Origin of the sequence: Streptomyces sp. NPDC047000, assembly GCF_040644295.1 — a bacterium.
GTDB lineage: Bacteria > Actinomycetota > Actinomycetes > Streptomycetales > Streptomycetaceae > Streptomyces.
Window position 1 is genome coordinate 185,783 of record NZ_JBEYWE010000011.1, and the last position, 13,111, is coordinate 198,893.

The following is a 13,111-nucleotide window of genomic DNA, read 5'->3' on the forward strand; positions in this document are numbered from 1 at the left end:
CGCCCCTACGCGTGGCCGAGTTCCGCCGAAGCCTCGTCCGGGAACGGGGGGACCGAGCCGGAGTCCGGGGACGGGCGGAGGGGGAAGTGGTCGACCCTCGTCTCGTCGATGACCGGCGGGGGCGGCTGCGGGGGCCTGGGCATGACCGCCGCCTCCGAGTGACCGCCGCAGCCGTAGGCCAGGGAGACCACCCGGCCGTCCGCCGGGGAGAACTCGTTGGCGCACACGCCGAACGCCTGGCCCAGGGAGCCGCCGATCCGGGCCAGGAAGCCGCAGCTGACGCAGGTCGCCGGGGCCGCCTGGGCCATCGGGGTCTTCGCGCCGTACCCCTCCTCCCAGCGGTCCGCCGCGATGTGGAGGCCGTACCGGGACAGGACCCGGGCGCGCCGCAGTCCCAGTTCCTCCGCCACGGCCGCGATCGAGCCCCGGGTCGGGACGACCGGCAGCTGTGCGGGGGTGCCGGCGGACACCTCGGCGTCCTCCGCCTCCGCCAGCAGCGCCATCTCCTCCGAGACGGGGGCGTTCGGCGCCGGCTCGTCCTCGCCCGAGTAGCCGGGCTCCAGGCGCAGGTCCTCCGCGTCGGTCGGGAGCAGATCGCCGGGGCCCATGTCGCCGGGGCGCAGGCGTTCGCTCCACGGCACCCACTCCGGGGCGAGCAGGGCGTCGGGGCCGGGGAGCAGGACCACCTCGTCCAGCGTCACCACCTTCGCGCGCGACGCCCTCGCCACCGTCACCGCCCAGCGCCAGCCGCGGTAGCCGAGTTCCTTGCACTCGAAGAAATGCGTCACCACACGGTCGCCCTCGACGGTGGTCCCGGCATGCTCGCCCACGACACCTGGCGCCGCCGCCTCCTCGGCTGCGGAGCGGGCGAGGTCGACGGCCTCGGCGCACAGGCGGTCGGGGGTGCGGCTTCGCGTGCTCGCTGCGCTCACAGGTATCGCTTCTCTCCTACGCCGTCACTCGGGTGCGGCTGCCTCGGGCGGCGGTGGCGGACGGAGCGGACCGGGGGACCGCGTCGACGTCCGCGCCCACTCGCACTCGGGCGCACCTCTGCCATCCATTCTGCGGCATGGCTGAGATACGCACGCTACCTGTTCAGCGACGCCTGGCCTACACCGACGTGTACATCCATGGGTACCGAGAGACACATCCGAAGGGGGGAGAGGGGGTGCGGCGGTGGTTTCCGGCTCCGTTCCCGCCCCTTTCCCGGCCCCGGACCCTCGTCCGGGAGGCCTCCCGCGGGCGGCCCGTGAGCCGGGTCGTGGGCCGGGCCGGGGCGGGTCGCGGGCCTGCCGTACCGGCTCGGTCTCGGTCCGGTCTCGGTCCGGTCTCCTTCGAGTCCGGGTGCGGTTCCCCCGCCCCCCGCGCACATTCGACGCCTCCATCCGCGCGGTAACCGCACTATCGACGGCCCTCGCGGGGCACTATGAACGTCGTGGCAGCCGCGAGGTACCCCCAGGGCGCCGCCGGGCTCGGCGGGGTGAGGGGGCGCAGCATGGGCGGCGGATCGGGCCGGTTCGGCGGTGCCGTCCGCGCCGTCGGGCGTGTCCTGCACTTCCCGGTACGCGGTATCCGGCGCGCGACCCACGCCCACGGCGCGGGCGAGTCCGGGCTCGGCAAACTGATCGAGCTGCACGCCGTGAACGGCGCCGGCGACATGATGATCACCGTCGCCCTCGCCTCCACCGTCTTCTTCTCCGTCCCCACCGACGAGGCCCGCGGCCGTGTCGCGCTCTACCTCGCCATCACCATGGCCCCGTTCACGGTCCTCGCCCCCGTGATCGGCCCCCTCCTCGACCGCCTCCCGCACGGCCGCCGCGCCGCGATGGCCGCGTCCATGCTCGCCCGTGCCCTCCTCGCGCTGATCATCTCCGGCGCCGCCGCCAGCGGCAGCATCGAGCTGTATCCGGCGGCGCTCGGGGCGCTGGTGGCGTCGAAGGCGTACGGCGTCGTCCGCAGCGCCGTGGTGCCCCGGCTGCTGCCGCCCCGCTTCTCCCTCGTGAAGGCCAACTCCCGGGTCACCCTCGCCGGGCTGCTCGCCACCGGCATCGCCGCGCCCGTCGGGGCGCTGCTGCACACCGTCGGCGACGCCTGGCCGCTCTACGGCGCCTTCGTCATCTTCGTCGCCGGTACGTTCCTGTCCTTCTTCCTCCCGTCCAAGGTGGACTCCGCCAAGGGCGAGGACGTCGCCCTGCTCGCCGCCGACGAACAGCATCTGCACGGCCCGCACCGGCAGCCGGTCAGGCGGCCCGGGCTGCGTACGGTCGGGCTCGCCGTCACCCACGCCCTGGGCGCCAACGCCGCCCTGCGCTGCCTCACCGGCTTCCTGATCTTCTTCCTCGCCTTTCTGTTGCGCGAGCACCCCATGACCGGCCAGAGTGCCGCGGTGTCCCTCGGCACGGTCGCCGTCGCCGCGGGCACCGGCAACGCGCTGGGCACGGCGGTGGGTTCCTGGCTGCGGTCCCGCGCGCCCGAGATCATCATCGTGACCGTCGTGGCGCTGGTGCTGGGCGCCACGATCACCGCCGCCGTGTTCTTCGGCGCGTTCCTGGTGGCCTGCCTCGCCGCGGTCGCCGGGTTCGGACAGGCGCTCGCCAAGCTGTCCCTGGACGCGCTGATCCAGCGGGACGTGCCCGAGCACGTCCGCTCGTCCGCCTTCGCCCGCTCCGAGACGCTGTTGCAGATGGCGTGGGTGTTCGGGGGCGCCGTCGGTATCGTCATGCCGCTCAACGGCACGCTCGGCCTGTCGGTCGCCGCCCTCATCGTCGCCGTCGGCTGGCTGACCACCGTGCGCGGGCTGCTGACCTCCGCCCGGCACGGCGGCACGCCCCGCTCACGGGTGGCGTGACCGGCCCGCCGTCGGCGCGACCCGACGGCACGACCTGCTCGCCGTCGGCACGACCCGACGGCGGGGTCCGCCGCGCGGACGGCGCAGTCCGGTGACGCGGGAGGGCACGCCGTACCCCGCATGGGCGGCGCGCGGAAGGTGCCCGATAGCCTTCCGCCATGACCAGCCTGCCCCGCGGCGAAGCCGCTGATGTATCACGCGTCGCGCGACGCCGCCGTATCGTCGCCGCCGCCGGTGCCGTGTCCGCCGGACTGCTCGTCCTGTCGGCCTGCGACAAGCCGACCCCGATCGCGACGATCACCGTCGGCACGAGCTCGGTGCACACCGAGGCCTCCTGCTACAACGACGGCGGCGATCTCAGGACGGCCGAGCTGACGACCTGTCTGAAGGACACCGGCATCAAGTCCATCACGGTCGACCCGGACGCGACGGTGCGCTTCGGCGTCGACCCGAAGATCGCCGACAGCGGCTGGACGATCCTGATGAACGGCCAGGCGCTCACCGACTCCAGCACCAAGACGTACCGGACCATCCCGGGCAGCGTGTTCTTCAACGCCCAGTACGGCGCCAGCGGCAACTCGACCCTGGTGTCCGTCAAGGCGGGCGACAAGACCACCAAGGGGCTGTGGTCCTTCAAGTTCAAGAAGGACGCCTGACCACGTCCGCCGGACACGCCGCAACGCACGCCGCCGGGCCCGGCGCAGCGCGTTCCACCGGTCGTCCCGCAGCGCCGGTGCGTGTCCTCGTGGCCACCGCGGTGCCCGCCGAGCGGGACGCGGTGGCACGGGCGTTCCCGGGGGCGGCGAGGCGTGAGGTCCCCTGCGGAGGCGGAAGCGGCGACGGGAGCAGTGGCGGGGACCAGGGTGCGGGTGCGGGCATCGTGCTCCACCGGATCGCCGGTGCGTCGTCCGGCCGTACGTCCCCGGGCACGTCCTACGACCTCCTCGCCGCCGGAGTCGGCCCCGCCCGTGCCGCCGCCGCCACCGCGACGGCGCTCACCGCGGCGGCCCTCGGCGGCGCTCCCTACGACCTGGTGGTCTGCGCCGGGATCGGCGGGGGCTTCCCGCCGGACGCGCCCGTCGGCTCCCTCGTCGTCGCCGACGAGATCACCGTGGCCGACCTGGGCGCCGAGACCGCCGACGGATTCGTGCCGGTCACCGACCTGGGCTTCGGCACCGTCACCCACCGTCCGCCGGATTCACTCGTACGAGACCTCGCCGGGGTCATGGGAGCCCGTGTCGGAGCGGTTCTGACCGTCTCCACCGTCACCGGCACCGCCGCCCGCGCCGCCGCCCTCCGCGCCCGCCACCCGAACGCCCTCGCCGAGGGCATGGAGGGCTTCGGGATCGCCGAGGCGGCCGCCGCGCACGGGGTGCCCGTGGCCGAGATCCGCGCGGTCTCCAACCCCGTCGGCCCCCGCGACCGCGCCGCCTGGCGCATCGGCGACGCCCTCACCGCCCTCACCGCCGCCTTCGGGAAGCTCACACCCGTGGTCGAGAGTTGGAACAACCATGAGCAGCCCTAGCAGCCCCGGCAACCCTGACAACACCGGCCACCCCGCCGACCTCGCCGACCCCGGCAGCGGCATCACGCGGCGGCCGGCCGATCCGCTCCGGATCGCCTACTCCCCCTGCCCCAACGACACCTTCGTCTTCGACGCCTGGGCGCACGGCCGCGTCCCCGGCGCCCCCGCCCTCGACGTCACCTTCGCCGACATCGACATCACCAACGGCATGGCGGAACGCGGCGAGTCCGACGTGCTGAAGGTGTCGTACGCCGTGCTGCCGTACGTCCTCGACACGTACGCCCTGCTGCCGTGCGGCGGTGCGCTGGGCCGGGGCTGCGGGCCGCTGGTGCTCACCCGGGAGGGCGACACCGACCTGACGGGCCGGACGGTCGCGGTGCCGAGCGAGAGGTCGACCGCGTATCTGCTCTTCCGGCTCTGGGCCGCCGACACCCTGCCCGGCGGGGTGGGCGAGATCGTGGTGATGCCGTTCCACGAGATCATGCCCGCGGTCCGGGACGGCAAGGTCGACGCGGGCCTCGTCATCCACGAGGCGCGCTTCACCTACCGCACCTACGGGCTGCACAAGCTCGCCGACATGGGCGAGCACTGGGAACGCACCACCGGGCTGCCGATCCCGCTCGGCGCGATCATCGCCAGACGGTCGCTGGGCGAGGAGACGCTGCGGCTGCTGGCCGATACCGCGCGGGCCTCCGTACGGGCCGCCTGGAAGGAGCCCGAGGCGGCCCGGCCGTACGTCATGGAGCACGCCCAGGAGATGGATCCCGCCGTCGCCGACCAGCACATCGGGCTCTACGTCAACGAGTTCACCGAGGAGCTGGGCGCGGACGGCTACGCCGCGATCCGCGGGCTGCTCGGCCGAGCGGCGGCCGAGGGACTCGTACCGCCCCTCGGCCCGGACGCGCTCGTCTTCCCCTGAACGGAGGAACGCGGGCGGCCACGGCGGAACGCGGGCGGTCAGACGTCGAGCTGGTCGGCGACCGCCCGCAGCAGGCCCGCGATCTTCTTCCCTGACGCCTTGTCGGGGTAGCGGCCGCTCTCCAGGTTCGGGGTGATGCTCTCCAGAAGGGTCGTCAGATCCTGCACGATGGAGGCGAGTTCGTCCGGCTTCTTGCGCTGGGCGGCCGCGACGGACGGCGTCGGGTCCAGCAGGACCACCGAAAGCGCCTGGTCACCGCGCTGCCCGGCGACCACACCGAACTCCACGCGCTGTCCCGGCTTCAAGGAGTCGACTCCGGCGGGGAGAACCGAGGAATGGACGAAGACGTCCCCGCCGTCGTCACGGGAGAGAAAGCCGAAGCCCTTCTCTACGTTGAACCACTTGACTTTGCCGGTAGGCACGTCCGTCCTCGTCCTCGTACTCGTCGGAAAACTGCTTCGGGAAACGGCTCTTGACACCAGTCGGGCGGGCCGCCACGACCCGCCGGTCCAAGGCTAATGGTCACCGGGCCGCTGACAAGACGTTGCCCGGTTGTTCTCTCGTGCAGGGAACTACCCTGGTCCGGTGCGTGACAAAACCCAAACGAATTCCGCCATGGCCGGTGACGGGCTGATCCGTGCCGGTGCCATCGTGTTCTTCGCGGGTGCGGTGGCCACCCTCGTCACCGTGACCCCGCTCTTCCTGGGCACGAAACCATTTCCGGCATACATGTTCGGATTGTGCATGCTGATGGGCGTCGGCTTCCTCGTCGCCGGCGCGGGGGTGCTGCGCTCGGTCGCGGCGGGACGCCGGCAGGCGCGGGAGGCGGGGTCCCGGTAGGCGGAGCCCGTCAGGCGGCGTTCCGGTAGGCCGCGAGCCATTCCGGGAACGCCGTGAGGTCGGGCAGGACCACGTCCGCGCCCGCCTCCCGCAGCTCCGCCGCGCTGCACGGGCCGCTGGCCACCGTCACCGACAGGGCCCGGGCCGTACGGGCACCGCGTACGTCCCCGACGTGGTCGCCCACGTAGACGTCCGCGCCGTGCGCCCGCAGCGCCACCGCCTTCCGCTCGGCCCACAGGTCGCCGATCACGGCGTCGGCAGCGATGCCGAGGTGCTCCAGGTGCAGCCTGGCGTTGGGCTCGTACTTCGCCGTGACGACGATCGCCCGCCCGCCGGCCGCCTGTACGGCGGCGATCGCCTCGTGCGCCCCGGCCATCGCGGGCGTCGCGGTCACGGCGAGCGCCGGGTACATCTCCCGGTACAGCCCCGCGGCCTCCTCGATGCGCTCCGCGGGGAACCAGTTGGCCAGCTCGTCCTCCAGCGGCGGCCCCAGCCGCGACACCACCAGATCGGCGTCGACGTACGTCCCGGTCCGCTCGGCCAGCTCCACGTAGCAGGCACGGATCCCGGGACGGGAGTCGATCAGGGTCATGTCCAGGTCGAACCCGACGGTGAGCCCTGCGGGCGGCTCGGCGGGACGGTCACCCGGGGACGACCGGACGGTCGACGCGGACGGGACGGGCGACGCGGACGGGACGGGCGGGATCGCGGAGGCCATATCGGTCATTGTCCCAGGCCCCGGAACCCCGTCCGGCGCCGGACGGCGTTCCGCCGGGTGGGTGGTCATCTCCGGCGCTGGGAGCGCCAGACCAGGAACAGGGCCGAGCCGATCGCCGCGGCCCGCAGCATCCACGGCCAGGTCTGGGCGACCGCGTCGTTCAGGTGGCCCTGGGCGATCGGGTCGCCCCAGCGGCCCGCGCCGCGGCCCCACAGCCACACCACCCCGGCGGCGACCGCCACGCCCGGCACGCCCATGACCGCCCACTTGGTCTCGTTCTGCGTCAGCCGCCGCGAGCCCCACGCGATGAGCCAGCCGAGCACCAGCGCGATCAGGTTGCCGAGCACGGCGCCCGCGACCAGCAGGGCCGCCGCGACCAGCAGCAGCGGGTTGTTCCAGCCACCCGCACCACCGCGCGGGAGGACGGGGAGACGCAGGCGGCGGCGAGGGGTGCCGGCGGGGGCCGCCGGTGCCGCCCCGTCCGGTACGGCGGGGGCCGCCGGGTCCTTCGGCTCCGGCACCGCCGCTTTCCCCGCGGCCCCCGGTGCCGGTGATCCCGGTGGCCCCTGCGGGCGTTTCAGCAGGTCCGGGATCTCCACTCCGCCGACGAAGCCCGGGACTCCGTCGCCCACCGAGAAGGGGGTGTTCTCCGCCCGCCACCAGTCGGCGGGCACCGCGCTGCGCGTCCCCGCCTCGTCCGGGCCCGCGAGGTGCGGAGGCGTGGGGCGGTCGGCGGGGACGGCCGGGGCCGGTTCGCCGTCCCGGGGACGGGGGCGGGGGACGAGGCGGCGCAGGCCCTTCGGGCGGGTGCCGTCCCCGGCGGTCTCCGTCACCGGTCCCGTGCCGAACGCGGCCTCGCCGTCCCGCTCCCGCTGCACGGGTACGGCCGTCACCGGCGGCTGCGGCACGAAGGCCGGGGCCGCGCCCCCGGCCGCCGTGACCACGTCGTCCGGGCTGCCGAGGCCGTCGATGATGCGGCGGACCGCCGCCGGACTGTCCACGACCGCCCTGGCACGGCGCCGGTCGATCTCGTCGCGCAGTCCGGACACCAGCCGCATCCGGGTGGCGGACGGCAGCTGCCGCTGGTGCGCCACGTCGCCGACGCGGCTCAGATACTCGTAGACGACCTGGTCGCTCTCGATCCCCACGAAGTCCCCTCCGGGGCGGCTGCGTTGGATTACCCCAGTCCGACGACGGTACCGCGTCCGGCGGCAGGTACGGCGGTATGTCCGGTCCGTGGCCGCCGACACGCCCGAAGGGCCGGACCGCGGGCGGGGTGGGCGCGCCTCGGCCGGGCACGGAAGCATGTACGAGAACACCCGCTACCGTGGGTCGAATGAGCACCGAGGCCGAGTCAGCCCCCCGCTCCCTGGCGGAGTCGCTCCGTGGACGCGACGACACCTCCCTCGCCGCGCTCCTGCGCAGCCGCCCCGATCTGATGACCCCCGTCCCCACCGATCTCACCCAGCTCGCCACCCGCGCCGGTACGCGGGCCTCGGTCGTCCGGGCCCTGGAGCGGCTGGACCGGTTCGCGCTCCAGACGGCGGAGGCGCTGGCGGTGGCCGCGGATCCGGCGGCGTACGGGGAACTGCTCGGGCTGCTCGCCGGTGACGAGGGCGACCCGGTCGTCGCCGCCGCGCTGCCCCGCGCCCTCGGCACGCTGCGCGAGCAGGCACTGGTGTGGGGCGGCGACGACCGGCTGCGGCTGGTGCGCACCGCCCGTGAGCTGCTGGCACCGCCGTCGGCCGCGGCCCGGCCGGGCGGGCCGGGGGCGCACGTCTCCCCGACGGGGCTGGGACCGACCGTACGGGAGGCCGCCGGCGGGATGTCACCCGGCCGGGTGCAGGAGATCCTGACGGCGGCGGGGCTGCCCTCCACCCACGACCCGGTCTCGGCGACGGAGTCGCTGGCGGCACTGTTCACGGACCGCACCCGTATGACCGCGCTGCTCGCCAAGGCGCCCGAGGAGTCACTCGTGGTGCTGTCGCGGCTGCTGTGGGGACCGCCGTACGGCCAGGTCACCGCCGATCCGGCCGCCCATCTGCGCTGGCTGCTCGACCGGGGGCTGCTGCTGCCGACGGCGCCCGGCACCGTCGTCCTGCCCCGCGAGGTGGCCCTTCATCTGCGCGGCGGCCGCGCGCACCGCATGCCCGAGCCGGTGCCGCCCGCCGTGGAGCCGGGGGCGGAGCACCGGCCGGAGGTGGTGGACGCGACGGCGGCGGGGCAGGCGTACACCGCGCTGGCGACCGTCGAGGAGCTGCTGAAGGACTGGGACGAGGGCGGTCCCGCGGTGCTGCGGGCCGGCGGGCTCAGCGTGCGGGATCTGAAGCGGACCGCCGTCGCCCTCGGCCTGTCCGAGCCGGTGGCCGCCTTCTGGGTCGAACTCGCCCACGCGGCGGGCCTGCTGGCCTCCGACGGCGAGGCCGACGAACGGTACGCGGCGACCCCGGCCTACGACGAGTGGCTGGAGCGTCCGCCCGCGGAACGCTGGGCCCCGCTCGCGCAGGCATGGCTGACGGCGACACGGACGGCGGGCCTGGTGGGCGGACGGGACGCGAAGGACCGCGCGCTGTCGGCGCTGGGGCCGGGACTGGACCGGTCGGCGGCGCCGGAGGTACGGCACCGGGTGCTGTCCCTCCTCGCCGGGCTCCCCGAGGGGACGGCGCCGACCACCGAGTCGGTGCTGGACCGCCTGCGCTGGGAGCGCCCGCCGCGCGGCTCCCGGCAGAGCCAGGCACAGGGGGAGGGGCAGAGCTACGGCCAAGGTCAGGGGCAGAGCTACGGCTACGGCCCCGGCCAGGGCCAGGGCGGGCGCCGGGACGAGGATCTGCGGTCACGGCTGGCCCGGTGGACCCTGTCGGAGGCGGAACTCCTGGGGGTCACGGGGCGGGGCGCGCTCTCCGCCCACGGGCGCGCGCTGCTCGGTGCGGGGGCGGCGGCACCCGCCGGGAAACCCCCGCAGAGCGAGGCGGCGCACGCCCCGCACCCCACCGGACCGGGAGCAGCCCAGGGACCGGGGACGGGGCCGGGCGCGGGGCCGGGCGACAAACTTCCCCTCCACCACCACACTCACCACCCGCACCCTCCCCTCCCTCCCGTCCCTTCCCCCGTGCCCGCCACCGCCGCGGCCCCCCTCTCCGCCGCCGAACAGGCCACCGCCACCGCGTCCGCCGCCCGGCTGCTCGCGCCGCTGCTGCCCGAACCGCTGGACCACGTGCTGCTCCAGGCCGACCTCACCGCCGTGGCCCCCGGCCCGCTCCGGCGGCCGCTCGCCGAGGTGCTCGCGGTGCTCGCGGACGTGGAGTCCAAGGGCGGGGCGACCGTGTACCGGTTCACTCCCGGCTCCGTACGGCGGGCCCTCGACGCCGGCCGTACCGCCTCCGACCTGCACGACTTCCTCACCGCGCACTCCCGTACCCCCGTCCCGCAGCCGCTCGCCTATCTGATCGACGACGTCGCCCGCAAGCACGGCCATCTGCGGGTCGGCGCGGCCTCGGCGTACGTGCGCTGCGACGACGACGCGCTGCTCAGCGAGATCCTCGCCGACAAGCGCTCGGCGGGCCTGCGGCTGCGGCGGCTGGCGCCCACCGTGCTGGCGGCACAGGCCGACCCCGCCGCGCTGCTCGACGGGCTGCGCGCGATGGGCTTCGCGCCCGCCGCCGAGTCGGCCGAGGGTGATGTCGTGATCACCCGCGCCCTCGCCCACCGCACCCCGCCCCGCACGGCCCCCGAGCCGGTGCCGGAGGGCCCGCCGGTACCCGACGCGCCGCTGCTCGCCGCCGCCGTCCGGGCGATCCGCGCGGGCGATCTGGCGGCGACCGCCCCGCTCAGGCCGAGCGGCGGCAGCGGCACGTCCGGATCCGCGTCCGCCGTGGCCGCCGTGACCGGTGAACTCCCGCGCACCAGCGCCGCGGAGACCCTGGCCACCGTGCAGGCGGCGGTGCTGACCGGCGAGACGGTGTGGATCGGGTACGTCAACGCGGAGGGGGCGGCCAGCCGGCGCGTCATCGCGCCGGTGCGGGTCGAGGGCGGCTTCGTGACGGCGTACGACCACACGGCGGACGAGGTACGCACGTACCCGCTGCACCGGATCACGGGCGTCGCGGAGCCGGCGGACGACTGACGGCGGCCGGCTGACAGCTGACAGCTGACGCCGGCCGGTACCGGACCGCACGCCCCGCACACCTCTCCCCCCACCCGCCCCGCCCCGCGCGGCCGGTGAGGCACACTGGAGAGTCGGCCGGGACGCTGCCGGGTCCGGTCACAGCGAAAGGGTGCTCGCGCGTGAATGGTCCTCTGATCGTCCAGTCGGACAAGACTCTGCTCCTGGAGGTCGACCACGAGCAGGCCGACGACTGCCGCCGGGTGATCGCCCCGTTCGCCGAACTGGAGCGGGCCCCGGAACACATCCACACCTACCGCGTGACCCCGCTCGGCCTGTGGAACGCGCGCGCCGCCGGGCACGACGCCGAGCAGGTGGTGGACGCGCTGGTGCAGTACAGCCGCTACCCCGTACCGCACGCGCTGCTCGTCGACATCGCCGAGACCATGGACCGCTACGGCCGTCTGACCCTCAGCAAGCACCCGGCGCACGGACTCGTCCTCACGACCACCGACCGGCCGGTGCTGGAGGAGGTGCTGCGCTCGAAGCGGATCGCCCCGCTGGTGGGGGCGCGTATCGACCCGGACACGGTCCTCGTGCACCCCTCGGAGCGCGGGCAGATCAAGCAGACCCTGCTGAAGCTGGGCTGGCCGGCGGAGGACCTCGCCGGGTACGTGGACGGCGAGGCGCACCCGATCGAGCTGCGCGAGGACGGCTGGGCGCTGCGGGCGTACCAGAAGCAGGCCGTGGAGAACTTCTGGCACGGCGGCAGCGGCGTCGTCGTGCTGCCCTGCGGCGCGGGCAAGACGCTGGTGGGCGCCGGATCGATGGCGCAGGCGAAGGCGACGACGCTCATCCTGGTCACGAACACCGTCTCGGCGCGGCAGTGGAAGCACGAGCTGGTGAAGCGGACGACGCTGACCGAGGACGAGATCGGCGAGTACAGCGGCACGCGGAAGGAGATCCGCCCCGTCACCATCGCCACGTACCAGGTGCTGACGACGAAGCGGAAGGGGATCTACCCCCACCTGGAGCTGTTCGACTCCCGGGACTGGGGGCTGATCGTCTACGACGAGGTGCATCTGCTGCCCGCGCCGGTCTTCAAGTTCACCGCCGACCTCCAGGCGCGCCGCCGGCTGGGCCTCACCGCGACCCTCGTCCGGGAGGACGGCCGCGAGTCCGACGTGTTCTCCCTCATCGGCCCCAAGCGGTTCGACGCGCCGTGGAAGGAGATCGAGGCGCAGGGCTACATCGCGCCCGCCGACTGCGTGGAGGTCCGGGTCAACCTCACGGACTCCGAGCGGCTCGCGTACGCGACGGCGGAGCAGGAGGAGAAGTACCGCTTCTGCGCCACGACCGCGACCAAGCGCCGGGTGACCGAGGCGATCGTCCGGCGGTTCGCGGGGCAGCAGATCCTGGTCATCGGGCAGTACATCGACCAGCTCGACGAGCTCGGCGAGCATCTGGACGCCCCGGTGATCAAGGGCGAGACGACCAACGCGCAGCGCGAGAAGCTCTTCGACGCCTTCCGGGAGGGCGAGATCAGCGTGCTGGTGGTGTCGAAGGTGGCCAACTTCTCCATCGACCTGCCGGAGGCGACGGTCGCCGTGCAGGTGTCGGGCACTTTCGGGTCACGCCAGGAGGAGGCGCAGCGGCTCGGGCGGGTGCTGCGGCCCAAGGCGGACGGGCATCAGGCGCACTTCTACTCCGTGGTGGCCCGCGACACGATCGACCAGGACTTCGCCGCCCACCGCCAGCGCTTCCTGGCGGAACAGGGCTACGCGTACCGCATCGTCGACGCCGACGACCTCCTCGCGGAGAGCTGAACGAAGAGCCGAGCGGAGGGCCGGGGCGGCGGGGGCGCCCCCGTCCGCCGGCCGCGGGGTTCACCTGCGGCGTACGCCGGCCTCCTCGCCGTACTCGCCGAGGATCACGACGCGGAACGCGGCGCCCGCGTAGACGCGCACGGCGTGCAGGACGTCGCCGAGGCGGTGGAGGTGGCCGCCGTGCAGGGGCGTGGCGCCGGACGGGCGGGCCGGGGCCGGGTGGGCTGGATGAAGGGTGGCTGCACTCATGTCTCCATGGTGCGTTTCGCGGCATAAGGACGGCATCGGTCCGCAGGGCGAACCGGGAGGCCACCGGCGTACCTCTTCCGGGTG

12 protein-coding genes are annotated in these 13,111 nt (G+C 74.4%); 7 read left to right on the plus strand and 5 right to left on the minus strand.

Annotation, left to right across the window (positions count from 1 at the left end; all coding sequences use genetic code 11):
• Positions 1–5: 5 nt before the first annotated feature.
• Positions 6–932, minus strand: a complete 927-nt coding sequence (locus ABZ862_RS19695; RefSeq protein WP_360959705.1) for a DUF3027 domain-containing protein — start codon at positions 930–932, stop codon at positions 6–8.
• Positions 933–1,435: 503 nt separating this feature from the next.
• On the opposite strand from ABZ862_RS19695, the gene ABZ862_RS19700 reads away from it, so the two are divergent.
• The 4 genes from ABZ862_RS19700 (at position 1,436) to ABZ862_RS19715 (ending at position 5,292) form a co-directional block, all read left to right on the plus strand.
• The gene (locus tag ABZ862_RS19700) at positions 1,436–2,848 is read left to right on the plus strand and encodes an MFS transporter (protein WP_360959707.1); all 1,413 of its coding nucleotides are present in this window, start codon (positions 1,436–1,438) and stop codon (positions 2,846–2,848) included.
• A gap of 158 nt (positions 2,849–3,006) precedes the next feature.
• The gene (locus ABZ862_RS19705; RefSeq protein ID WP_360959709.1) at positions 3,007–3,504 is read left to right on the plus strand and encodes a DUF2771 domain-containing protein; all 498 of its coding nucleotides are present in this window, start codon (positions 3,007–3,009) and stop codon (positions 3,502–3,504) included.
• Positions 3,505–3,581: 77 nt separating this feature from the next.
• Positions 3,582–4,373 (plus strand): futalosine hydrolase, encoded by a 792-nt coding sequence (locus tag ABZ862_RS19710; protein WP_360959711.1) that lies wholly within the window; start codon positions 3,582–3,584, stop codon positions 4,371–4,373.
• Between the two features lie 91 nt (positions 4,374–4,464).
• A complete protein-coding gene (locus ABZ862_RS19715) occupies positions 4,465–5,292 on the plus strand; it encodes a 1,4-dihydroxy-6-naphthoate synthase (protein ID WP_360959838.1) in 828 nt (275 codons plus the stop codon).
• 38 nt (positions 5,293–5,330) lie between these two features.
• Here ABZ862_RS19715 and ABZ862_RS19720 read toward each other — a convergent pair whose 3' ends face one another.
• A complete protein-coding gene (locus ABZ862_RS19720; protein ID WP_360959713.1) occupies positions 5,331–5,714 on the minus strand; it encodes a cold-shock protein in 384 nt (127 codons plus the stop codon).
• Positions 5,715–5,877: 163 nt separating this feature from the next.
• Between ABZ862_RS19720 and ABZ862_RS19725 the strand changes: the two genes are divergently transcribed.
• On the plus strand, positions 5,878–6,132 hold the full coding sequence (locus tag ABZ862_RS19725) for a hypothetical protein (RefSeq protein ID WP_360959715.1): 255 nt from the start codon (positions 5,878–5,880) through the stop codon (positions 6,130–6,132).
• 10 nt (positions 6,133–6,142) lie between these two features.
• On the opposite strand, the gene ABZ862_RS19730 is transcribed toward ABZ862_RS19725, so the two are convergent.
• Together ABZ862_RS19730 and ABZ862_RS19735 are read right to left on the minus strand one after the other, a co-directional pair.
• Entirely contained in the window at positions 6,143–6,850 is a 708-nt protein-coding gene (locus ABZ862_RS19730) for a haloacid dehalogenase-like hydrolase (protein WP_360959717.1), read from the minus strand.
• Positions 6,851–6,915: 65 nt separating this feature from the next.
• A complete protein-coding gene (locus ABZ862_RS19735; protein ID WP_360959719.1) occupies positions 6,916–7,998 on the minus strand; it encodes a hypothetical protein in 1,083 nt (360 codons plus the stop codon).
• A gap of 188 nt (positions 7,999–8,186) precedes the next feature.
• Here ABZ862_RS19735 and ABZ862_RS19740 point away from each other — a divergent pair, with 188 nt between their 5' ends.
• The gene (locus tag ABZ862_RS19740) at positions 8,187–10,973 is read left to right on the plus strand and encodes a helicase C-terminal domain-containing protein (RefSeq protein ID WP_360959721.1); all 2,787 of its coding nucleotides are present in this window, start codon (positions 8,187–8,189) and stop codon (positions 10,971–10,973) included.
• Between the two features lie 161 nt (positions 10,974–11,134).
• Positions 11,135–12,778, plus strand: a complete 1,644-nt coding sequence (locus ABZ862_RS19745) for a DNA repair helicase XPB (protein ID WP_360959723.1) — start codon at positions 11,135–11,137, stop codon at positions 12,776–12,778.
• 60 nt (positions 12,779–12,838) lie between these two features.
• On the opposite strand, the gene ABZ862_RS19750 is transcribed toward ABZ862_RS19745, so the two are convergent.
• Positions 12,839–13,027, minus strand: a complete 189-nt coding sequence (locus tag ABZ862_RS19750; protein ID WP_360959725.1) for a hypothetical protein — start codon at positions 13,025–13,027, stop codon at positions 12,839–12,841.
• Positions 13,028–13,111: the final 84 nt, after the last annotated feature.